This is a genomic window from Streptomyces sp. WAC05374, assembly GCF_004353505.1.
Classification (GTDB): Bacteria; Actinomycetota; Actinomycetes; order Streptomycetales; family Streptomycetaceae; genus Streptomyces.
Genome location: NZ_SMNQ01000015.1, coordinates 54,485 through 74,989, shown reverse-complemented (window position 1 = coordinate 74,989; position 20,505 = coordinate 54,485). Strand labels below are relative to the sequence as shown.

The following is a 20,505-nucleotide window of genomic DNA, read 5'->3' as shown; positions in this document are numbered from 1 at the left end:
TGGATCGTATGACCGAACGCAAGCCGCCCGGCGTCACCTTCGAGTCATGGGTCGACAAGCAGATCCGCGAGGCGATGGAACGCGGTGAGTTCGACAGCCTGGAGGGGTTCGGCAAGCCGCTGCCGGACGACTCCGTCCCGTACGACGACCTGTGGTGGGTCAGGCGCACGATGCACCGCGAGGGCATCGCCCCCGTCCTGCCGCCCGCGCTCGCCCTGCGCAAGGAGGCGGAGGACGCGCGGGCGGCGGTGGAGCGGGCGGCGAGCGAGGCGGAGGTGCGCCGGATCGTGGCGGACGTCAACGAGCGGATCACGGCCGCCCTCCGCCGGCCGCCGGCCGGGCCGCCGCTGCGGCTCGCGCCGCTCGACGCGGAGGAACTCGTCCGCCAGTGGCGCGCCGGCCGTTAGGTACGGGTCGGGGTGTCCTGGCGCCGCAGCAGGTGGCGCAGCAGGCCCAGCGAGGCGAGGGCGGCGACCAGGGCGCACACGCCCGGCCAGCCGAGGTGGGCGTACGCGCGGGTGGCGGCCCAGGAGCCGAGGCCGCCGCCGAGGAAGGCGCACATCATGTAGGCGGTGTTGAGGCGGCTGCGCACGTCGGCGCGCAGGGCCCAGATGCGTACCTGGTTGGCGACCATGCCGGACTGCATCGCGACGTCGAGCAGCAGCGTGCCGAGGGCCAGGGCGGCCAGGCCGGACGCGCCGCCGGTGCCGCCGAGCGCGAGGACGCCGGCCGCGACGAGGATCGCGAGGAAGCAGACCAGGTTGACCGCGTCGGGGCCGCGCCGGTCGGTCGCCCGGCCGGCCGCCGTGGTGGCGAGCATGGTGGCGACGTTCACCAGGGCGAGCAGGCCGACCGCCTGGGAGCCGAGCCCGTACGCCGGTCCGGTCAGCAGCAGCGCGGCGCCCGTCCACACGGCGGTGAACGCGCCGAAGGCCGCCGCCTGGTAGGCGCAGGAGCGGCGCAGTTCGGGCTCGTCGCGCAGGAGGCGCAGGGAGGCGGCGACCAGCGCCGGGTACGGCTGGGCGGACGACGGCACGGTCGTCGGCAGCGTCCGCGCGAGGACCGCCGCCATGACCAGCGAGACGGCTCCGGCCAGCACGTACGGCGCCCGCCAGCCGAGCCATTCGCCCAGTGCCCCGCCGACGGCCCGGGACAGCAGCATGCCGCCGATGGAGCCGGCGAGCAGGGTGCCGGTGACGGCCCCGCGCCGGCCGTCCGGCACCAGTCCGGCGGCCATGGGGGCCACGAGCGGCGCGACGACGGTGGTCACACCGGCCAGCGCGCTCGCCGCGACGAGGGGGAGGAACCCGGGCGCGGCGCTCGCGGCGAGGAGGCTCAGGCCGGTGACGGACAGCAGGGTGGTGAGCAGCGGGCGGTGGGGGATGCGGTCGCCGAGGGGGACGAGGAGGAAGATCCCGGCCGCGTACCCGAACTGTGCCGCCGTCACGATCAGGGCGGCCGTGCCGGGCGCCACGTGCAGGCCGGCGGCGACGAGCGGGCTGACCGCCTGCGGGAAGTAGATGTTGCCGACGGCCACGCCGCAGGCCACGGCCAGCAGCAGCACCATCGGGCGGCTCAGCGTCGCCCGTTCCTCTTTCAGCACCGCCCCACGATCGCGGAGGCCGTGCCGTCGCACAAACGTTTTACGCGGACGCACCCGCCGGCGCGGCCGACGGCGGTGGTCCCGGGGCGGCGCGAAAACTTCCCACGACCGGCGTAGCGTGAAAGGTGTCCCGGGATGACGCCCGCGCCCTCGCCCAGGGGAGGCACACCATGGTGACCACCGCAGCGGCCTCCGCCCTCGACATCCCGCGTACGCACCCGCTGCGGGCGCGTGCGGTGAACGCCGCCGAGGTGCGCGCCATGCTCGCCGCGCTGGGCCGGCTGGCACCGGGCGACTGGTCGCTCGGCACGGCCTGCGCGGGCTGGACCGTGCGGGACATGGTCTCCCACGTGGTGGGGCAGTACGAGGAACTCGCGCGGCCCTGGCTGATGGTGGGCCGGACCGTGCGCGGCCGGCGGCGGTACCCGGGGCTGCTGCCCCTGGCCGCGCACAACCAGTACCAGGTCGACGCCCGGCGCTCCGCCGCGCCGCACGCCCTGGTGGACGCGCTGACCCGGTTCGGCCCCCTGGGGGTGCACGCGGTGGAGCGGGTGCCGCTCGCGGCGCGGCGGCGGATACGGCTGAGCCCGCTGATCCCCGAGGCGAAGGGGCTGGCCGAGGACTCCATGGACTACATGGCCCGCGTCCTGATCACCCGGGACACCTGGATGCACCGGGTCGACCTCTGCGACGCGACCGGCCTGGAACTGGTGCTGCGGGAGCACGACAAGGAGGTCGTCGGTCAGGTGCTGCTGGACCTGGCGCTGGACTGGAGCGGCCCGCCGGCGTTCCTGGACCTGACCGGACCGGCCGGCGGCCGCTGGAGCCTTGGCCGTGGCGCGCCCGCCGTGGTGGTGCAGGCGGACGCCGTCACGTGGATGCGGCACCTGTCGGGCCGGCCGCCGGTCGGCGACATCTCCTGTGACGGCGACCCCGCGGACATCGCGGCGGTGACCGGGGCGCGGGTGATGTTCTAGGGGGTGGCGGGTCCGCAGCAGGTCGGTGCCGTGATCCCTTGCGGTCCACCTGGTGCGGGAAATGTTCGCCCGGGTGCCACTCCTGAGCGGTAATGCCTCGTCAGGGTCGCCTCAGGGCAGAGGAGTTGCGCTGTGTGACACATCTCTCCCCATGTGCCCCTGGATGCCCGGGGCAGCGGAAGCGGTAACGCCCGCTTGACTTGACGGCCACTTACGTGAGGCGCCGACCATGAACTAGCCCCATAAATAAGGGGTCCGGCCGAGACCGCTCCAGGCTGTCAGGGACACCGCGACTTGGCGTGACGACACCGGCATTCCGCGTGACCCCCACCGGCCGCCCGCACGCGCCGGGCAGGCCCCCGGGGCACCACCCCCGGGGCTTCGCCCGCCCGACCGCTGCCGCCAGACCGGCCAAGGTGCAACGTCAGCTCCACGAATGTAACGGCGCCCCCTTGTGGAGCACTCCCCAATTTTTGGGCATTACCTGAGAGTAACTCCTAAACCCCTGAATCCTGAGGAATTAATCGGGTGAAGCGCACCGGTGGCGCTAAGTCGACATTCACTCTCCGGGCCTGTCGGCCAAGTGGGTTATCGTCTCTGCTCAACAGGAAGGCAAAGCTTTTCCCTCCGGCCCACCAATCCGGCAGGGCGTCTTCCCGAACAGCCAGACCGGCCGAGTCGTACGTACCGTACGGAGTGATAAAGAAATGTCAGCTTTTCTGACGGCTGCCGTCCTGATTGTCGCGATCATGGCGGCCACCGTTGCCTTCGCCATCAAAGCCCTCGCCTCGACCCCGGCGCGCATCGTCGCGGTGCTCGTGGCCATCACGGCCCTGGTCGCCGTCCTCCCGCGGGTCTTCGACTCCCTCCAGCCGCAGACTCCGCCGCCCGCGTTCCCGGCCGGCCAGGAGCAGGGTCCCGCGGCACGGCAGCAGCCCGGGGCGGTCGGACCGGAGGTCTGGTGATGGGGTTCTGGAAGCCGGACGAGCCCATACAGATCGGCTCCGCCTTCTACACGATCGACCCCGTCACGGGGCGGCTGGACCGGGAGGCCTTCAGCCGCCCGTCCCACGTCATCGACCGCAACCCCTTCCTGCGGCGGTTACCGAAGGACATCCGCAGCAGCTTCCACGAGTCGATGGCGAGCTCTCGCTCCTACGGCCGCCGGCACGTCCTCCGGGGCGTCGGCACCAGTTCGACGATCCACATCGTGCTCCAGGGCTGCGTGGCCGAGCGCACCCCCTTCGGCAGTTCCTCGACCGTGCGCCTCCTCGGAGCCGGCGCGGTTCTCGGTGACACCGAGATCTTCGACGAGCGGGCGCCGGCCTCGACGGCCACGTGCCTCAACACCACCTGGACCCTGGGCATCCCCCTCGACCGCATGCGGGCGCTCGCGGACGGCCACACCGGGCTGCTCAAGGCGATCGGGAGGTCCGTCACCGACCGCATGGAGGCCACCGAACGCATCTACAACCGTCATGCGCTCAAGCCGGAGCAGCGGCTGTGCGGTCTGCTGGCGCACCTGCTGATGCACTGCGCCGTCCCCGGCAGGGAGTACGACTTCATGGTCGAGGGCCCCTCGCAGAACGACCTGGCCGACGCACTGTCCCTCAGTCTCGGCTCGGTCGAAGCCGGCATCGCCTCGCTGCGCCGCAGCAACATCGTCGTCACCGGCTACCGCAGCTACGAGTTCCCCTCGGTCAGGAGACTGCTGAAGGCCAGCGAGATCAACTTTCCACCGGGCACGCTCGCCAACAGCCTGTCGGCCGCGGACTGACCCCGTACGGCGAGGCGCCCCGCCGGAAAGCAGCACGTCACCGCCCGGCGCCTTTCCGTACCGGAACACCTTTCCCTCGCCGAGCGGGGGAATGCCCGGTGGTTTTGACGTCTTGTCCGCGGGACGCACGGGAGAAGGCTCTTTCCTGGACGGGTCAGGTCTTGCCGCGAGCATATGCCGAAGCCCAGGGCCGGAATTCCACCGAGGAGGCTTATTCACTCGCGTGGGTGATTGGAGGGTCAGGTGCCGGAGCCGGGTCGTCCCGGGTCCTGCCCGGCCGTCCGGCGGCGCAGGGCGCCGAGGTGGACGCCGGCGACGATCAGCGGCGTACCGAGGAGCAGCGACGCGGTGAGCGGCTCGTCGTCGAGCCAGGCGGAGAGCGCGATGGTGACGGCGGGGATCACGACGAAGACGTACGACGCCCTGGACGCGCCCCAGCTCTGGATCACCAGCAGGTAGAGGACGAAGGTCAGCACCGAGCCCGCCACGACCAGGTAGGCCAGCGCCCACCACGTGGCGGCTCGGTCGGGCGGCGTCCAGCGGTCGCCGGCGAGACGGGAACCGGCGGCCAGCAGGACGGCGGCGGCCGCCATGCCGACCGCGTTCATGGCGACCGGGTCGACCCTGGGCAGCCGCCGCACCAGGACGGCGGCCTGGGCGAACGCCACCACGCTGCCGAGCGCCGCGAGCAGCGCCGTCACCGGTACCGAGCCCTGCAACGGCGCCCTGGACACCAGTGCCACGCCCGCGACGGCGAGGAGGGTGCCCGCCACGGCGGCGGTGTGGAACCGTTCCTGCCCCTGTGCCACCGCGAGCAGCAGCGTCACCAGGGGCACCAGGGACAGCAGCGTCTGGCCCGCCCCGGCGTGGATGTGGTCGAGCGCGTAGTACGCCAGGGCGAACGCGACACCGAAGTTGAGCACCCCGAACAGTGCCGCGCCGGCCAGCGCCCGGCCCCTGGGCCAGGCGGCCCGGCGCACCGCCCCGATCGCGAGCAGCACCACCGCCGCCGTGCCGAAGCGCAGCGCGGCGCCCCACAGGGGGTCGAGCTCGCGGTTGCTGAACCGGACGCCGACGGCGTTGCCGCCGGCGAGCAGGCAGCACGCGGCGAACCGGAGGAGCGGGGTGCGCTCGCCGGCCCTCACGACGGGGCTACGGCCTCCACCATGACCACCTCGAACTCCTCCACCGACTGCACGGTCGCCCGCGCCTTGGCCGTGGCCTGGCCGCGCAGGGCGGCGACGGGGCCCCGGGAAGCCGCCAGGCTGTCCCGGTCGGCGTAGAGGGCTCCCACGACGCCCCGCCCGCCGGCCCGGTCGACGAGCAGCGATCCGCCCAGGAAGCCCCCCATGTCGCGGAGCCGGGGCAGGACGTCGTTCTCGAAGGTTCCGGCCAGGGTGTCGGCCTCCGCCGGGGCGAACGACAGCCGCACGAGCCGGAAGCGGGCGCCCTCGCCGACCGACGCGGGCCGCGAGGCGACCGCCGCCTCCCAGGTGTCGACCGTCACGGTCGACGCGAAGTCCGTGAGCATCCGGGCGCGCAGCTCGCCCATGCGGTCGGCGCTCGCCCTCAGCGCCTCCTCGTCCTCCCACCACGTGCCGGTCATGAGCTTGCCGACCTCGCGGTCGACGAACAGCCCCGCGCCCCGGAAGCCGGGCTCCTGGAAGAGCTGCTGCTTGCCGTCCGTGGCCAGAGCCCGCACGGCCGGGTCGAGTTTCGCCGGATCACCTGTCGCATAGGTCGTACGAACGAACATGGCAGCCTTTCGCGCCGGACTCGGTGCCTCCTGTCCCTTCCATGCGACGGCCCGGCCGGGGGAGCGGCAAGGCGGCCCACGCGTCCGGGTGACGGCGGCGCGGGTCACCGGGTCGGTCGGCGCCGCCGGGGCGGGGGCGGGCTCGCACTGAGGTCAGCGCCGGGGGCCGGCGTACAGCGCCTCTATCTCCGCCGCGAAGTCCCGCGTGACCGCCGCCCTCTTGAGCTTCAGGGACGGCGTCAGATGGCCGCTCTCCTCCGTGAAGTCGGTCGTCAGGACGCGGAAGCGGCGGATGGACTCGGCGCGCGAGACCAGGCGGTTGGCCTCGTCCACGGCGCGTTGGAGGGCGGCCGTGAGCTCCTCGTCCGTCACGAGGTCCCGCAGCGGCACGTCCTCCTTCTTCCGCATGCGGCGCCAGTGGGCCAGGCCTTCCGGCTCCAGGGTGATCAGGGCCGTGACGTACGGGCGGTCGTCCCCGACCACCATGCACTGGGAGACCAGGGGGTGGGCGCGCAACCAGTCCTCCAGCGGTGCGGGCGTGACGTTCTTGCCGCCCGAGGTGATGATGAGGTCCTTCTTGCGGCCCGTGATCGTCAGGTAGCCGTCCTCGTCCAGCGCGCCCAGGTCACCGGTGGCGAGCCAGCCGTCGCCGGCGACCGCCGGCACCGCGGCGCCGGCCTGCGCGTCCCAGTAGCCGCCGAAGACGTGGCCGCCCCGGAGCAGGACCTCCCCGTCCCCGGCGATCCGTACCGCCGTGCCCGGCAGCGGCCGGCCCACCGTGCCGAGCTTGGGCCTGAGCGGCGGGGTCACGGTGGACGCGGCGGTGGTCTCCGTCAGGCCGTACCCCTCGAACACCTCGATGCCCGCGCCCGCGTAGAACGCCGCCAGGCGCCGCCCCAGCGGCGAGCCGCCACAGATGACGTACCGGACGCGGCCGCCCAGGGCCGCCCGGATGCGGCGGTAGACCAGCGGGTCGTACAGGGCGCGGGCGGCCCGCAGCCCGAGCGACGGTCCGGGGCCGGTGCCGTGCTGAGCGGCCTCGACGGCCTCGCCGTACCGGCGCGCGACGGTCGCCGCCCGGTCGAAGGAGGCGGCGCGGCCCATCCTCTCGGCGGTGGCGCGGCCGGTGTTGAAGACCTTCTCCAGGACGTACGGGATCGCCAGCAGGAAGGTCGGCCGGAAACCGGCCAGGTCCGCGAGCAGGTCCTCCGTCCGGATCGACGGCGCGTGGCCGAGCCGCACCCGGGCCCTGAGGCAGCCGATGGCGACCATCCGGCCGAAGACGTGGGAGAGGGGCAGGAAGAGCAGGGTGGAGGCGGGGTCCTTGCTGACGCTCTTGAAGACCGGGTGGAGCAGTCCGACCGCGTTGTCCACCTCCGCGAAGAAGTTGGCGTGCGTGAGGGCGCAGCCCTTGGGGCGGCCGGTGGTGCCGGAGGTGTAGATCAGGGTGGCGATCGCGTCCGGGGAGAGGCCGGCCCGGCGCGCGGTGATCACCTCGTCGGGTATCCGGGCGCCCGCCTGCCGCAGCGTGCCGACCGCGCCGTTGTCGAAGACCCACAGGTGCCGCAGGCCGGGCATCCGCGTGCGCTCGGCGCTGATCAGCCGGGCCTGGTCCATGCTCTCGACGGCACAGGCGACCGCGCCCGAATCCTGGAGTATCCAGCGGGCCTGGAAGGCGGAGGACGTCGGGTAGACGGGCACGGTGACCAGGCCCGCGGCCCACGCGGCGAAGTCGAGCAGCGTCCACTCGTAGGTCGTCCGGGCCATGATGGCGAGCCGGTCACCGGGCCGCAGGCCCTCGGCGACCAGTCCCTTGGCCACGGCGAGCACCTCGGCGGCGAAGTCGGCGGCCGGTACGTCGGACCACGTCCCGTCCGGGGACTTCCTGCTCAGCACCGGATCGGCGGGCGCCTCACGGGCGTTGTCGAAGGGGATGTCGGCCAGGGAACCGCTCGTGACGGGCGGGACCAGGGGCGGTACGGAGACTTCGTGCGGCGGCTGGGTCGGGGCGACGGTCACGTGCGGCTCCTCCTGACCTATGAGTAACCTTACTCGGGAGTAAATCTAGGGCCGAGCAGGGAGTCAGGACAATGGCCGACGCCGATCTGCACCTCACCGTCACAGCGCCCGGCACGCCGCGGACGGGTGGGCGGCCGTGAACCTGCCGCTCACCCTCGCCCTGGGCGCCCTTCGCTCACCGCTGCGGCGCCCCGGGCGCAACGTGCCGGTCACGCCCGGACGGTGGCGGCTCGTCGAGCGGGACGCGGGCATCAACCCCGGCCGGCTGGCGGCGTACGCCCGGGTGTGCGGGTTCCCCGTGCCGGGGCCGGTTCCGCTCCCGTACCCGCACGTCCTCGGATTCCCCCTCGCCATGCGGCTGTTGGCCGCCCGGGACTTCCCGCTGCCGCTCCTCGGGCTGGTCCACACCCGGATCGCGGTCACCCGGCACCGCGCCCTGCTCCCCGACGAACGGTTCCGGCTGACCGTCCGGGTCGACGCGCTGACCCCGCACCGGCGCGGCACCGAGGTGACCGTCAGCACCGAGGCACACGTGGCGGGCGAGCCGGTCTGGGAGTCCCGCAGCACATACCTGGCCCGCCACCGCACGGCCGGCGCGCCGTCACGGGAACCGGCGCCGCCGCCCGCCCCGCTCCCCGCCCGCGCCACCTGGCACCTCGCCCCGGACCTGGGCCGCCGTTACGCGGGCGTGTCCGGGGACCGCAATCCGATCCATCTCCACCCGCTGACCGCCCGCCCCTTCGGCTTCCCCCGGCCCATCGCCCACGGCATGTGGACGTTCGCCCGCTGCCTGGCGGAGCTGAGCCCCCCGCAGGCCACGCACGTGGAGGCGGAGTTCATGGCGCCGGTCCCGCTGCCCGCCACGGTGACGTACGCGGCGGACGGCGGGCGTTTCGCGCTGCGCGGCGACGGCGCCGGGCGGCCGTACCTCACCGGGGCGGCGACCAGCGCCGTCCGTCCATGAGGCCGCCCAGGCCCGTCCAGGCGAAGTTCATCAGCGTGGCGGCGGCCTCCTTGGCGGACACCCCGGGCGTCTCGTTGGCCCACTGCGCCAGCGACTCGGCCGCGCCCACCAGCGCCTGGGCGAGCCCCGACACGTCCCGGCCGGCGAGCGCGGGGTCCTGGTGCGCGTCCCGGGCCGCCTCGCCGATCAGGCCGGTCACGAACGCCGCGATCTCGTCCCGCATGGCCGCCACCTCCGCGGCGAACGGCTCGCCGTGCGTGCGTGCCTGCTGGTGCAGCACCGCCCAGCCGTCGGGGTGTTCGGCGGTGTGCGTGAAGAACGCGGTGAGCCCCGCCCACAGTTGCTGGTCGGCCGGCCGCCGCGGCCCGGCGGCGGCCCCCTCCACCCCCTCGCGGACGGCGGCGACGAGCGCGGCGGCCTCGCGGCGGATGCAGGCGGTGAAGAGCTCCTCCTTGGAGTTCAGGTAGAGGTACACCAACGGCTTGGAGACACCGGCCAGTTCGGCGATCTCGTCCATCGACGCCGCCCGGTACCCCCGCTGCCCGAACGTCTGCACGGCCGCGTCCAGCATCTGCTGCTCGCGCACGGCCCGCGGCATGCGCTTGGCCTTCGCACCCGTGCTCTTCACCGGCACCCGCCCTCCTACTCCTCGGTAGTCGGTAAGCCTACGGCCCGCGGAAGAGCGCGGACCGCGCATTGGGCAGGGGCACATGCGCCCTTCGCTACCGATAGTGTTCATGTCACTCCAGTAGGTGATATTCCGGAACTGCCGCGGACTGCTTCGCTACATGCGTCGCACTTCGTCAGCAACTCCCGAACGGAGTAACTGCATGAGGCTGTCCGCCCGCCGCGCGTGCGCCGCGCTGCTCCTCCTGCTCCCCCTCGCCGCCACCCCGGTCACCGCCACCGCGGCCGAACCCGTCGCCGAACCGGCCCCCCTGCGCACCACCGCGGGAACGGCCGTGCCGGACCAGTACATCGTCACCCTGAAGTCCGGCGCCGCCTCGGCCGCGGTCACCCAGCGGCTCGGCATCACCCCGCTCCACGAGTACACGAGCGTGCTGCGCGGCTTCACCGCCAGGCTGGACGCCTCCCAGCTCACCACCGTGCGCGGCCTGCCGGACGTGGCGGCCGTCGAGCAGGACGCGGTCGTCACCGCCGGCCCCGTGACGGCGCCCCGGGCGGTGGCCGCGAGCTGGGGCCTGGACCGCGTCGACCAGCCGTACCTGCCGCTCAACGGCCAGTTCAACGTCAACAGCACGGGTGCCGGCGCCACGGCGTACGTCCTCGACACCGGCATCGACTACGCGCACCCGGAGTTCGGCGGCCGTGCCGTGCCCGGCTTCGACGCCATGGGCGACGGGCGCAACGGCCAGGACTGCAACGGCCACGGCACGCACGTCGCGGGCACGGTGGGCGGGGCGACCTACGGGGTGGCCCGGCAGTCGCGCCTGGTCAGCGTGCGCGTCCTGGGCTGCGACAGCAGGGGCTCCTGGGGCGGCATCATCGCCGGGATGGACTGGGTCGTGAAGAACGCCCGGCAGCCCGCGGTGCTCAACGGCTCCCTGGGCGGCCCGCGCAGCGACGCCGTCAACCAGGCGGCCACCGCGCTGTCGGACAGCGGCGTCCTGCCCGTGATCGCCGCCGGCAACGACGCGATCGACGCCTGCAACGTCTCCCCCGCGAGCGCGCAGCGGGTCCTCACCGTGGGGGCGACCAATCACCTGGACCAGGAGACCGACTTCTCCAACTACGGGGCCTGCCTGGACATGTACGCCCCCGGCGCCGCCATCGTCTCGGCGCGGCTCGGCGGCGGCAGCGTCAGCCTGAACGGCACGTCCATGGCCAGCCCCCATGTCGCGGGCGTGGCGGTCCTGCTCAAGGCCCGCCACCCGTCGGCGACCCCGGCCCAGGTCTACACCTGGCTCGTCGACGCGTCGGTCAAGGACGTCCTGACCGTGACCAAGTCCTCCCCCAACCGGCTGCTCCAGACCGGCGGGCTCTGAGGAACGCGTGTGCCCCCGGTCCCTGGGGACCGGGGGCACACACGCGTGAGGGGGCGTCAGACGGTGGCCGGCACGGTCACCTTCTGCTCGGCCTCGCGCACGCCGTACTCCTCGTCCACCGGGGACGACGAGGCGGCGTTGTACGCGTCGTGGTCCAGGATCTTCTCGCGGGCGGCGACGACGACCGGGACGAGCGCCTGGCCGGCGACGTTCGTGGCCGTGCGCATCATGTCGAGGATCGGGTCGATCGCCATCAGCAGACCCACGCCCTCCAGCGGCAGGCCCAGCGCGGACAGCGTCAGGGTCAGCATGACCGTGGCGCCCGTCAGACCGGCGGTGGCGGCGGAGCCGACGACCGACACGAAGGCGATCATCAGGTAGTCCTGGACGCCGAGCTCGACGCCGAAGATCTGCGCGATGAAGATCGCGGCGAGTGCCGGGTAGATCGCGGCGCAGCCGTCCATCTTGGTGGTGGCGCCGAACGGGACGGCGAAGGCGGTGTACTCCTTCGGCACGCCGAGGCGCTCGGTGACCTTGACCGTGACCGGCATGGTGCCGACGGAGGAGCGGGAGACGAAGGCGAGCTGGATGGCGGGCCAGGCGCCCTTGAAGAACTGGACGGGATTGACCTTGGCGACCGTGGCGAGCAGCAGCGGGTAGACGCCGAACAGGACGAGCGCGCAGCCGATGTAGACGTCGGCGGTGAAGGTGGCGTACTTGCCGATGAGGTCCCAGCCGTAGTCGGCGATGGCGTAGCCGATGAGGCCGACGGTGCCGATCGGGGCGAGGCGGATGACCCACCACAGGGCCTTCTGGAGCAGCTCCAGCACCGACTCGCTGAGGGTGAGGATCGGCTGGGCCTTCTCGCCGAGCTTGAGGGCGGCGATGCCGGCGACGGCGGCCATGAAGACGATCTGGAGGACGTTCAGCTCGGTGAAGGGCGTGATGACGTCCGTCGGGATGATCCCGGTGAGGAAGTCCAGCCAGGAGCCGGCGTTCTCGGGCTTCTCGCCGTCCTTCGGGGTGAGGCCGGTGCCGGAGCCCGGGTTGGTGAGCAGGCCGATCGCGAGGCCGATGGCGACCGCGATCAGCGACGTGATCATGAACCAGAGCAGGGTGCGGGAGGCCAGCCGGGCGGCGTTGTTGACCTTCCGCAGATTGGTGATGGACACCAGGATCGCGAAGAAGACGAGCGGGGCGACGGCCAGCTTGAGGAGCTGGACGAAGATGTGGCCCACCTTGTCGAGGGTGGTGTACAGCCACTGCACGTCATAGGTGCGGGTGATCCAGCCGAGGACGACACCGAGCACGAGGCCGGCGACGATCTGGGCCCAGAAGGGCACCTGGGGTATGCGGGACGTGCGCTGGGCGGGGGTTTCGGTGCTCGCGGACGCGGACACGGACACACTCCAGTGGTACGTATCGAGGCAATACGGGACGGGGGGTGCGGCGCACGCGCACTACGGGCGGCGCCGCTGCATGATGCCGGGTCAGATTTCGCGGCAACAGACCGCGGACATACAGCGGCAGAGATCGACATGCAGGCGCGCCACGAGCGGGGTGCTCATGGCGTCGTCGCGGGGGCGCACTGCTGTCTTCACCCGAACACGTTAACACTTGAACTTTGAGACCCTCAAAGCACTTCTTTGAGAGGGGCACCCCCGGAACGCCAACACCCCCGTGCGAAGCGCTGCTTCGGCACGGGGGTGCGGGAAGTGCGTGACCTACGTCACTGGACGGCGCGGTCCTCGCGGGCCCGGTTGGCCTCCAGGCGGGCCTTGGCGGTGTCCACCTTCTCCACGATCTGCGCGGACATCGCGTCGCGCTGCTTGCGCAGCAGGACGAAGCTGAGCGGCGCCGAGATCACGATGGACAGGAGCAGCACCCACAGCAGGTTGGAGTTCCCGAGGCCGCGCGGCAGGGCACCGACGTACACCAGTGCCCACAGGACGACGAAGCAGCCGGCGAAGACGCCGAGACGCATGAGGGTGTACCGGATCGTGGCGCTCGTGCTGGCAGCAGCGGACACGGCGGGGCCTTCTTCCTTCGTTCCTTCGTACGGCGTTCCTGCCCGTCTAGTGAAGCACGTGACGATTGGATCACTTCAGGGGGTGATGGGAGTGAGCGGCAGGTACATGATGATGTCGTCGCGGTCGTCGCCGTCGGCCACGCGTATCGCGTCCGGGACCCGGCCGACCTCCTTGTAGCCGCACGAGGCGTAGAACCGGTCGACGCCCGTGCCGCCCCGGCAGGTGAGCCGGATCGCCTCGATGCCGTCGAAGCCGCGCACCGCCGCCTCCGTGGCGGCCATCAGGTCGCGCCCGTACCCCTTGCCCTGGTGGCGCGGGTGGACCATCACGGTGTAGAGCCACACCCAGTGCTTCATCAGGCGGTGCGTGTTGTGCGTGATGAAGGCGGTGGCGGCGACGGCGCCGTCCTCGTCCAGGCCGACCAGGAGCCGGGTGCGGCCCTCGGCCATGGCGGTGAGGTGCTTGACCCACTCCGGGCGGATGTCGCCGGGGGTGACGGGCGGGACGAAGCCGACGGAGCCGCCCGCGTTGGAGACGTCGGTCCACAGGGCCAGGACGCCGTCGCGGAGGGCGGAGTCGATCCGCGGATCCAGTACGAAGTTCAACGGCATACGGTCGACGATAAACGGATCAGCGCAGGGCCTCCGCGGCTATCCGCAGGTCGGACACCAGGCCCTCGAAGACCGCCTCGCGGTCGTCGGCGCGCAGCACGGCGGAGGGGTGGACGGTCGCGATCAGGCACTCGCCGAGCTCCTCGTGCCCCGGGAAGGGCAGGAGCGTCCCCCGCTGCCGGGTCACCCGGAACGACGGGCCGAGCAGCGCCTTCCCGGCGGTGGCGCCCAGGGCGACGATCACCTCGGGGCCGACGAGCCGCAGCTCGGCCTCCAGCCACGGCCGGCAGGCGGTCATCTCGCGCAGGCTCGGCGACTTGTGGATGCGGCGCTTGCCCCGCTCGGGCACGACCTCGAACTTGAAGTGCTTGACGGCGTTGGTGACGTACGCGTCGGCCGGCTCGATCCCGGCCTCGTCCAGCGCCCGGGTGAGCACCTTGCCGGCCGGCCCGACGAACGGCGCCCCCTGCCGGTCCTCCTGGTCGCCGGGCTGCTCGCCCACCAGCAGGACGCGCCCGTGCGCGTTGCCCGCGCCGAACACGGTCTGCGTCGCCTCCCGGTGCAGCGGGCAGCCCCGGCACCCGGCGGCTGCCTCGCGCAGGGCGTCGAGGCCGGCGCCCTGCGGCACGAAGGGCTCGGCCGTGTACGCGTCCTCGGGAGCCCGGGTCCCAGCCATGGCCCCCGAGTACCCGGGGGCGCCCCGGTCAGACGCGCATCGGCTGGGGGGACTCGCGGCGGCCGGCGTCGGGGCCGGGGTACTCGCGGATGATCTCGTAGCGGGTGTTGCGCTCCACCGGGCGGAAACCGGCGTCCCGGATCAGTTCCAGCAGGTCGTCGCGGGTGAGCTTGTTCGGCGTGCCGTAGTTGTCGGCGTCGTGCGTGATCTTGTACTCGACGACCGAGCCGTCCATGTCGTCCGCGCCGTGCTGGAGCGCGAGCTGGGCCGTCTGCACGCCGTGCATCACCCAGAAGACCTTGACGTGCGGCACGTTGTCGAACAGCAGCCGCGAGACCGCGAAGGTCTTCAGCGCCTCCGCGCCGGTCGCCATGGTCGTCCGCGCCTGGAGGCGGTTGCGGACCTTGCCGTCCTGCATGTCCACGAAGTCGTGCTGGTAGCGCAGCGGGATGAAGACCTGGAAGCCGCCGGTCTCGTCCTGGAGCTCCCGCAGCCGCAGCACGTGGTCCACGCGGTGCCGGGGCTCCTCGATGTGCCCGTACAGCATCGTGCACGGGGTCTTCAGACCCTTCTCGTGCGCGAGGCGGTGGATGCGGGACCAGTCCTCCCAGTGGGTGCGGTGGTCCACGATGTGCTGGCGGACCTCCCAGTCGAAGATCTCCGCGCCGCCGCCGGTCAGCGACTCCAGGCCCGCCTCGATCAGCTCGTCGAGGATCTCGGAGGCGGACAGCCCGGAGATCGTCTCGAAGTGGTGGATCTCGGTGGCCGTGAAGGCCTTGAGCGAGACGTTCGGCAGGGCCTTCTTCAGCTCGCTCAGCGACCGCGGGTAATAGCGCCACGGCAGGTTGGGGTGGAGCCCGTTGACGATGTGCAGCTCGGTGAGGTTCTCGTTCTCCATCGCCTTGGCCAGGCGGACGGCCTCCTCGATGCGCATGGTGTACGCGTCCTTCTCGCCCGGCTTGCGCTGGAAGGAGCAGTACGCGCACGACGCGGTGCACACGTTCGTCATGTTGAGGTGCCGGTTGACGTTGAAGTGCACGACGTCGCCGTTCTTGCGCGTGCGCACTTCGTGGGCGAGGCCGCCGAGCCAGGCCAGGTCGTCCGACTCGTAGAGGGCGATGCCGTCCTCGCGGGTCAGCCGCTCCCCGGACCGGACCTTCTCTTCCAGCTCGCGCTTGAGCCCCGCGTCCATGGCAGGCCGCCTCCCATACGTGTGTCAATCGGGCTCCACCACCGTACTCCCCCGCACTTCGCGGGCGGGGGGACCCCCATCACTCCTCGGGCAGGTCGCCGACCCGGTTCTCCCACTTCGTGGACAGGACGATGGTCGTGCGCGTACGCGAGACGCCCTTGGTCCCCGACAGCCGGCGGATGGTCTTCTCCAGGCCGTCGACGTCGCTGGCGCGGACCTTGAGCATGAAGGAGTCGTCGCCCGCGATGAACCAGCAGTCCTCGATCTCGGCCAGGTCCCGCAGGCGGCGCGCCACGTCCTCGTGGTCGGCGGCGTCGGAGAGCGAGATGCCGATCAGCGCCGTGACGCCGAGGCCGAGGGACGCGGAGTCGACGGTCGCGCGGTAGCCGGTGATGACGCCCGCCGCCTCCAGGCGGTTGATGCGGTCGGTGACGGAGGGCCCGGAGAGGCCGACGAGCCGGCCCAGCTCGGCGTACGAGGCCCGGCCGTTCTCACGAAGGGCCTGGATGAGCTGCCTATCCACGGCGTCCATATACCTGAAGCCTTCCATTGTTCAGCAACACAGCACGTTTGATTGTAAAAACAAAGGCACATAGTGGTCCGTCAGGAGACGACCCTCATCCTGTACACGACCGGGGCGGCTCAGGGCGCCGGGACGCGCTAGTCCGCACGGGACCCGCCACCCAGCTCGCCCTTCCACCGGCGGTACAGCCGGTGCGGCACGCCCGCCGCGTCCAGCACCCGCCCGGCGACGAAGTCCACCAGGTCCTGGATGTGCGTCGCGCCCGCGTAGAACGCCGGGGAGGCAGGCAGCACCACGGCGCCCGCCTCGTCCAGTGCCACCAGGTGCTTGAGCGTCTGGCCGTTCAGCGGGGTCTCCCGCACCGCCACCACCAGCGGCCGCCGCTCCTTCAGCGTCACGCTCGCCACCCGCTGCAACAGGTCCTTCGACAGGCCCAGCGCCACCCCTGCCACGCAGGCCGTGGACGCGGGCACGATCAGCATCCCCTTGACGGGGTACGACCCCGACGACGGCCCGGCCGCGAGGTCGCCCGCCGCCCAGTGCCGTACGTCCGACACGTCCACCGGAAACGTGCCCGGCTTCCCGTCCGCGCCCCGCGACAGCCACTCGGCGAGGTCCTCGCGCCAGTGCGCGTCCCGGAACGCGATCCCCGTCTCGTCGAGCAGCGTCAGCCGGGACGCCCGGGACACCACCAGGTCGACGCTCTCCCCCGCGGCGAGCAGCCCGCGCAGCACGGCGGCGGCGTACGGGGTCCCTGACGCCCCGGACACCCCGACGACCCACGGGCGACGCTGCGCTTGTACCGGCTCCACGCCGCTGAGCCTATCCGGCCGGACAGGCGACGGACCGGCCGGTACGGAACCGGAGGCGGCGCCCCGGACGTTTCCGGGGGGAGACGCACACCACCACAGGGGGCCGCCATGGCAGGGACGACACGGGCCGGGACCGCCGGCCGGACCGGCGCCGACCGGGTGAAGGCCGCCGCCGCGCTGATGCTCGCCTGGGTGGCCCTGCTGTGGCTGCTGGAGGCCGTCGACCTGGCGAGCGGCCACGCCCTGGACGCGTACGGCGTCTCGCCGCGCGAGGTGGTCGAGCTGCGGGACGTGGTCCCGGCGGCGTTCCTGCACTTCGGCTTCGGGCACGTGGCGGCGAACACGGTGCCGCTGCTGGTGTTCGGCTTCCTCGCGGCGCTCGGCGGCATCCGGCGCTTCCTGGGCGTGGCCGCGCTGATCGTGGTGGCCGACGGGCTGGGCGTGTGGCTGGTGGCGCCCCCGTACAGCGTCACGGCGGGCGCGTCGGGCCTGATCTTCGGCCTCTTCGGCTACCTGCTGGTGCGCGGCTTCGTGGACCGCAAGCCGATGGACATCGTGGTGGGCCTGCTGATCGGCGCCATCTGGGGCAGCACGATCCTGCTCGGCATATCGCCCACCCAGTCGGGCGTGAGCTGGCAGGGCCACCTGTTCGGCCTGCTGGCGGGTGTGGCGGCGGCCTTCGTCTTCCGCCGCCGGCGCCCGCGCGGGGCGCCCGGGCTCACACCGTGAGGCCGCGCGCCAGCAGGTCGGCCAGGGCGCACACGAAGAGGCTGATCCCGATGAAGCCGTTGGTGGTGAAGAAGGCCCGGTTCAGCCGCGACAGGTCGTGCGGGCGCACGATCGTGTGCTCGTAGACGAAGGCGGCGGCCACGATCACCAGCCCGGCCCAGAAGAACGCGCCCGCGCCGGTGGCCAGCGCGTACCAGACCAGCAGCCCGGTGGTGACCACGTGCGAGGCGCGGGCGCCGTACAGGGCCGCCGGGATGCCGAAGCGGGCGGGGACGGACTTCACCCCGTGGGCGCGGTCGGCCTGGACGTCCTGGCAGGCGAAGATCAGGTCGAAGCCGCCGATCCACACGCCCACGGCCAGGCCCAGGATCACCGCCTCCCACGACCACGCCCCGGTCACCGCGATCCACGCCCCGACCGGCCCCATCGCCTGGGCCAGGCCCAGGATGGCGTGCGGGAAGTTGGTGAACCGCTTGCCGTACGGGTAGACCACCATCGGCACGACCGCCACCGGCGCCAGCGCCAGGCACAGCGGGTTCAGCAGGGCGGCCGCGCCCAGGAAGACCACGAGCGCGACCAGCGCCCCGGTCCACGCGGAGCGGACGGACACGGCGCCCGTGACCAGCTCGCGGCCCGCGGTGCGGGGGTTGCGGGCGTCGATCTCGCGGTCGATGATTCGGTTGCAGGCCATGGCGAAGGTGCGCAGGCCCACCATCGCGACGGTGACCAGCAACAGCTCCAGCCAGTGGACGGAACCGTCGGCCTCGAACATCGCGGTGAGCGAGGCGATGTAGGCGAAGGGCAGCGCGAAGACCGAGTGCTCGATCATCACCAGCCGCAGGAACGCCTTGACCTTCCCGGCCGGCTGCGGTGCCGGGCCGGAGCCGACCGCCCCGTCGGCGGTCGTCATCATGCGAGGCTCCCGAGGAACGCGTCGAGGTCGGCCAGCAGACTGGTGACGGGCACGGGTCCGGTCTCCACGGTCACGATCGTCTCCGGGTCGTCGGGCGGGGTGATGTGCGCCGTGAAGGCGTACGCGTCCACGCCGGCCGGACGGGCGTCCAGGCGCAGCACGGCACCGCCGTCGACCGTGAACGGCCCCGGCGCGGCCGTGAGCCCGGCGCGCAGCCGTTCGGCGAAGCCGGCGGGCTCGCTGTCGCGCACGCCCGGCAGCTCGAAGCCGTCGCCTGCGCCGTCCCGCTCGTAGGCGACCACCCAGAGGTCCCCGGGGCCGACGAACTCCTCCGGCGTCACGCCCGCCTCCTCGGCGGCCCGCCGGATGCCCGGGTCGGCGGGATCGAGCCGGGGGCGCTCCAGGGCCACGTACGCACTGTGGGTGCCGATGAGAAGGCCCGGTCCTCCGACGGCGGCGCTCACAGCCCGTACTCCTTCCAGCGGCGGTCCACCAGCGCCGCCGTCGCCGGGTCGGACTCCACCATGTCCGGCCAGCCGCCGTCGCGCGTGTAGCCCTCCTCGGGCCACTTCCTCGTGGCGTCGATGCCCGCCTTGCCGCCCCAGAACTGCTGGTACGACGCGTGGTCCAGGTGGTCGACCGGTCCTTCGACGACCGTGAGGTCGCGGGAGTAGTCGGTGTTGCCGAGCGCCCGCCAGGACACCTCGTGCATGTTGCGGACGTCGCAGTCGGCGTCGACGATCACGATCAGCTTGGTCAGCGACATCATGTGGGCGCCCCAGATGGCGTGCATGACCTTCTGGGCGTGCTTGGGGTACTTCTTCTCGATCGAGACGATCGCGCAGTTGTGGAAGCCGCCCGACTCCGGCAGGTGGTAGTCCACGATGTCCGGCACGATGATCTTGAGCAGCGGGAGGAAGAAGCGTTCCGTCGCGCGGCCCAGCGGACCGTCCTCCGTCGGCGGGCGGCCCACCACGATCGACTGGAGCAGCGGCCGCTTCCGCATCGTCACGCAGTCGATTCTCAGCGCCGGGAACGGTTCCTGCGGGGTGTAGAAGCCCGTGTGGTCGCCGAACGGCCCCTCCGGGAGCATCTCGCCGGGCTCCAGCCAGCCCTCCAGGACCACCTCCGCCTGGGCGGGGACCTGGAGCGGCACGGTCTTGCAGTCGACCATCTCGATCCGCCGGCCCTGGAGGAAGCCCGCGAACAGGTACTCGTCGATGTCCTCGGGCAGCGGCGCCGTCGAGGCGTACGTCACGGCCGGCGGCGCCCCGAACGCGATGGCGACCGGCAGCCGCTCCCCGCGCCGGGCGGCCACCTGGTAGTGGTTGCGGCTGTCCTTGTGGATCTGCCAGTGCATGCCGATGGTGCGCCGGTCGTGGCGCTGGAGCCGGTACAGCCCGAGGTTGCGGATGCCGTTCTCGGGGTGCTTCGTGTGCGTCAGCCCCAGGTTGAAGAAGGACCCGCCGTCCTTGGGCCAGGTGAACAGCGCGGGGAGCCGGTCCAGGTCCACGTCGTCACCGGTGAGGACGACCTCCTGCACCGGCGCGTCCTTGACCTTCTTCGGCGGTACGTGGGTCATCGCGCCCAGCTTGCCGAACGCCTCGCGCACGCCCACGAAGCCGTGCGGCAGCTCGGGCCGCAGCAGGCCGCCGATCTTCGCGCTGATCTCGTCGTAGGACTTCAGCCCCAGCGCCTTCAGCAGCCGGCGGTCGGTGCCGAAGACGTTCATCGCCAGGGGCATGGCGGAGCCCTTGACGTTCTCGAAGAGGAGCGCGGGGCCGCCGGACTTCTGGACCCGGTCGACGATCTCCCCGACCTCCAGGTGGGGGTCGACTTCGGCCTTGATGCGCTTGAGGTCGCCTTCGCGCTCCAGCGCCCTGAGCAGCGAGCGGAGATCGTCGTAAGCCATGGGGC

Annotated in this window: 22 protein-coding genes; 7 read left to right on the top strand and 15 right to left on the bottom strand. The window is 72.3% G+C overall.

Annotated features, from left to right (window positions below; all coding sequences use genetic code 11):
• The first annotated feature begins 8 nt into the window (after positions 1-8).
• On the top strand, positions 9-407 hold the full coding sequence (locus tag E2B92_RS24740) for a J-domain-containing protein (protein WP_126883928.1): 399 nt from the start codon (positions 9-11) through the stop codon (positions 405-407).
• Here E2B92_RS24740 and E2B92_RS24735 read toward each other — a convergent pair.
• On the bottom strand, positions 404-1,603 hold the full coding sequence (locus E2B92_RS24735) for an MFS transporter (RefSeq protein ID WP_399431030.1): 1,200 nt from the start codon (positions 1,601-1,603) through the stop codon (positions 404-406). The genes E2B92_RS24740 and E2B92_RS24735 overlap by 4 nt on opposite strands.
• Before the next feature lie 170 nt (positions 1,604-1,773).
• Here E2B92_RS24735 and E2B92_RS24730 point away from each other — a divergent pair, with 170 nt between their 5' ends.
• The 3 genes from E2B92_RS24730 to E2B92_RS24720 all read left to right on the top strand — a co-directional run bounded on the left by E2B92_RS24730 (position 1,774) and on the right by E2B92_RS24720 (position 4,357).
• Entirely contained in the window at positions 1,774-2,580 is an 807-nt protein-coding gene (locus tag E2B92_RS24730; protein WP_235023963.1) for a maleylpyruvate isomerase family mycothiol-dependent enzyme, read from the top strand.
• Positions 2,581-3,329: 749 nt separating this feature from the next.
• Complete coding sequence (locus E2B92_RS24725) at positions 3,330-3,545, top strand: hypothetical protein (RefSeq protein ID WP_126883929.1); 216 nt, start codon at positions 3,330-3,332, stop codon at positions 3,543-3,545.
• Positions 3,545-4,357, top strand: a complete 813-nt coding sequence (locus tag E2B92_RS24720; RefSeq protein WP_126883930.1) for a Crp/Fnr family transcriptional regulator — start codon at positions 3,545-3,547, stop codon at positions 4,355-4,357. Before E2B92_RS24725 ends, E2B92_RS24720 begins: the two co-directional genes overlap by 1 nt.
• Before the next feature lie 239 nt (positions 4,358-4,596).
• Here the strand turns inward: E2B92_RS24720 and E2B92_RS24715 are convergent, their stop codons facing one another.
• From E2B92_RS24715 to E2B92_RS24705, 3 genes are all read right to left on the bottom strand, one after another.
• A complete protein-coding gene (locus E2B92_RS24715; protein WP_126883931.1) occupies positions 4,597-5,502 on the bottom strand; it encodes a DMT family transporter in 906 nt (301 codons plus the stop codon).
• Positions 5,499-6,113 (bottom strand): hypothetical protein, encoded by a 615-nt coding sequence (locus E2B92_RS24710; RefSeq protein WP_126883932.1) that lies wholly within the window; start codon positions 6,111-6,113, stop codon positions 5,499-5,501. Before E2B92_RS24710 ends, E2B92_RS24715 begins: the two co-directional genes overlap by 4 nt.
• A gap of 153 nt (positions 6,114-6,266) precedes the next feature.
• The gene (locus tag E2B92_RS24705; protein ID WP_235023962.1) at positions 6,267-8,132 is read right to left on the bottom strand and encodes an AMP-dependent synthetase/ligase; all 1,866 of its coding nucleotides are present in this window, start codon (positions 8,130-8,132) and stop codon (positions 6,267-6,269) included.
• A gap of 136 nt (positions 8,133-8,268) precedes the next feature.
• Here E2B92_RS24705 and E2B92_RS24700 point away from each other — a divergent pair, with 136 nt between their 5' ends.
• Positions 8,269-9,096, top strand: coding sequence for a MaoC family dehydratase (locus tag E2B92_RS24700; protein WP_126883934.1), 828 nt, complete (start codon positions 8,269-8,271; stop codon positions 9,094-9,096).
• Here E2B92_RS24700 and E2B92_RS24695 read toward each other — a convergent pair.
• The gene (locus E2B92_RS24695; RefSeq protein ID WP_126883968.1) at positions 9,062-9,694 is read right to left on the bottom strand and encodes a TetR/AcrR family transcriptional regulator; all 633 of its coding nucleotides are present in this window, start codon (positions 9,692-9,694) and stop codon (positions 9,062-9,064) included. The two genes, E2B92_RS24700 and E2B92_RS24695, sit on opposite strands and share 35 nt — an antisense overlap.
• 232 nt (positions 9,695-9,926) lie before the next feature.
• Between E2B92_RS24695 and E2B92_RS24690 the strand changes: the two genes are divergently transcribed.
• Positions 9,927-11,102 carry a S8 family peptidase gene (locus E2B92_RS24690; protein ID WP_126883935.1) on the top strand — a complete coding sequence of 392 codons (1,176 nt, stop codon included), beginning with the start codon at positions 9,927-9,929 and terminating at the stop codon, positions 11,100-11,102.
• Positions 11,103-11,158: 56 nt separating this feature from the next.
• Here E2B92_RS24690 and E2B92_RS24685 read toward each other — a convergent pair whose 3' ends face one another.
• From E2B92_RS24685 to E2B92_RS24655, 7 genes are all read right to left on the bottom strand, one after another.
• Entirely contained in the window at positions 11,159-12,508 is a 1,350-nt protein-coding gene (locus tag E2B92_RS24685; RefSeq protein WP_126883936.1) for a dicarboxylate/amino acid:cation symporter, read from the bottom strand.
• A gap of 323 nt (positions 12,509-12,831) precedes the next feature.
• Complete coding sequence (locus tag E2B92_RS24680) at positions 12,832-13,086, bottom strand: DUF4229 domain-containing protein (RefSeq protein ID WP_126883969.1); 255 nt, start codon at positions 13,084-13,086, stop codon at positions 12,832-12,834.
• Between the two features lie 120 nt (positions 13,087-13,206).
• A complete protein-coding gene (locus tag E2B92_RS24675; RefSeq protein WP_126883937.1) occupies positions 13,207-13,743 on the bottom strand; it encodes a GNAT family N-acetyltransferase in 537 nt (178 codons plus the stop codon).
• A 19-nt stretch (positions 13,744-13,762) separates the two neighbouring features.
• Positions 13,763-14,419 (bottom strand): UdgX family uracil-DNA binding protein, encoded by a 657-nt coding sequence (locus tag E2B92_RS24670; protein ID WP_126883938.1) that lies wholly within the window; start codon positions 14,417-14,419, stop codon positions 13,763-13,765.
• Positions 14,420-14,447: 28 nt separating this feature from the next.
• A complete protein-coding gene (gene mqnE, locus E2B92_RS24665; protein ID WP_126883939.1) occupies positions 14,448-15,611 on the bottom strand; it encodes an aminofutalosine synthase MqnE in 1,164 nt (387 codons plus the stop codon).
• Between the two features lie 79 nt (positions 15,612-15,690).
• Positions 15,691-16,143, bottom strand: coding sequence for an Lrp/AsnC family transcriptional regulator (locus E2B92_RS24660; RefSeq protein WP_084897975.1), 453 nt, complete (start codon positions 16,141-16,143; stop codon positions 15,691-15,693).
• 128 nt (positions 16,144-16,271) lie between these two features.
• Positions 16,272-16,946 (bottom strand): UbiX family flavin prenyltransferase, encoded by a 675-nt coding sequence (locus E2B92_RS24655; RefSeq protein WP_126883940.1) that lies wholly within the window; start codon positions 16,944-16,946, stop codon positions 16,272-16,274.
• A gap of 108 nt (positions 16,947-17,054) precedes the next feature.
• On the opposite strand from E2B92_RS24655, the gene E2B92_RS24650 reads away from it, so the two are divergent.
• A complete protein-coding gene (locus E2B92_RS24650; RefSeq protein ID WP_126883941.1) occupies positions 17,055-17,675 on the top strand; it encodes a rhomboid family intramembrane serine protease in 621 nt (206 codons plus the stop codon).
• Here the strand turns inward: E2B92_RS24650 and mqnP are convergent.
• Genes mqnP through E2B92_RS24635 form a run of 3 tightly spaced genes read right to left on the bottom strand, consistent with a single transcriptional unit; the run spans position 17,665 to position 20,500 of the window.
• A complete protein-coding gene (gene mqnP / locus E2B92_RS24645; RefSeq protein ID WP_185923525.1) occupies positions 17,665-18,588 on the bottom strand; it encodes a menaquinone biosynthesis prenyltransferase MqnP in 924 nt (307 codons plus the stop codon). The genes E2B92_RS24650 and mqnP overlap by 11 nt on opposite strands.
• Positions 18,585-19,052 (bottom strand): hypothetical protein, encoded by a 468-nt coding sequence (locus E2B92_RS24640; protein WP_126883942.1) that lies wholly within the window; start codon positions 19,050-19,052, stop codon positions 18,585-18,587. Before E2B92_RS24640 ends, mqnP begins: the two co-directional genes overlap by 4 nt.
• Positions 19,049-20,500: a menaquinone biosynthesis decarboxylase gene (locus E2B92_RS24635; protein ID WP_126883943.1), complete on the bottom strand. Its 1,452-nt coding sequence runs from the start codon at positions 20,498-20,500 to the stop codon at positions 19,049-19,051. Before E2B92_RS24635 ends, E2B92_RS24640 begins: the two co-directional genes overlap by 4 nt.
• Positions 20,501-20,505 lie beyond the last annotated feature (5 nt).

What these genes read in the sequence shown, in the direction of transcription:
- E2B92_RS24740 (WP_126883928.1), top strand. Translation starts at nt 9, where the DNA reads ATGACCGAACGCAAGCCGCCCGGCGTCACCTTCGAGTCATGGGTCGAC.
- E2B92_RS24730 (WP_235023963.1), top strand. Translation starts at nt 1,774, where the DNA reads ATGGTGACCACCGCAGCGGCCTCCGCCCTCGACATCCCGCGTACGCAC.
- E2B92_RS24725 (WP_126883929.1), top strand. Translation starts at nt 3,330, where the DNA reads ATGGCGGCCACCGTTGCCTTCGCCATCAAAGCCCTCGCCTCGACCCCG.
- E2B92_RS24720 (WP_126883930.1), top strand. Translation starts at nt 3,545, where the DNA reads ATGGGGTTCTGGAAGCCGGACGAGCCCATACAGATCGGCTCCGCCTTC.
- E2B92_RS24710 (WP_126883932.1), bottom strand. Translation starts at nt 6,113, where the DNA reads ATGTTCGTTCGTACGACCTATGCGACAGGTGATCCGGCGAAACTCGAC.
- E2B92_RS24695 (WP_126883968.1), bottom strand. Translation starts at nt 9,694, where the DNA reads ATGCCGCGGGCCGTGCGCGAGCAGCAGATGCTGGACGCGGCCGTGCAG.
- E2B92_RS24690 (WP_126883935.1), top strand. Translation starts at nt 9,927, where the DNA reads ATGAGGCTGTCCGCCCGCCGCGCGTGCGCCGCGCTGCTCCTCCTGCTC.
- E2B92_RS24680 (WP_126883969.1), bottom strand. Translation starts at nt 13,086, where the DNA reads ATGCGTCTCGGCGTCTTCGCCGGCTGCTTCGTCGTCCTGTGGGCACTG.
- E2B92_RS24675 (WP_126883937.1), bottom strand. Translation starts at nt 13,743, where the DNA reads ATGCCGTTGAACTTCGTACTGGATCCGCGGATCGACTCCGCCCTCCGC.
- E2B92_RS24670 (WP_126883938.1), bottom strand. Translation starts at nt 14,419, where the DNA reads ATGGCTGGGACCCGGGCTCCCGAGGACGCGTACACGGCCGAGCCCTTC.
- mqnE (WP_126883939.1), bottom strand. Translation starts at nt 15,611, where the DNA reads ATGGACGCGGGGCTCAAGCGCGAGCTGGAAGAGAAGGTCCGGTCCGGG.
- E2B92_RS24660 (WP_084897975.1), bottom strand. Translation starts at nt 16,143, where the DNA reads ATGGACGCCGTGGATAGGCAGCTCATCCAGGCCCTTCGTGAGAACGGC.
- E2B92_RS24650 (WP_126883941.1), top strand. Translation starts at nt 17,055, where the DNA reads ATGGCAGGGACGACACGGGCCGGGACCGCCGGCCGGACCGGCGCCGAC.
- mqnP (WP_185923525.1), bottom strand. Translation starts at nt 18,588, where the DNA reads ATGATGACGACCGCCGACGGGGCGGTCGGCTCCGGCCCGGCACCGCAG.
- E2B92_RS24635 (WP_126883943.1), bottom strand. Translation starts at nt 20,500, where the DNA reads ATGGCTTACGACGATCTCCGCTCGCTGCTCAGGGCGCTGGAGCGCGAA.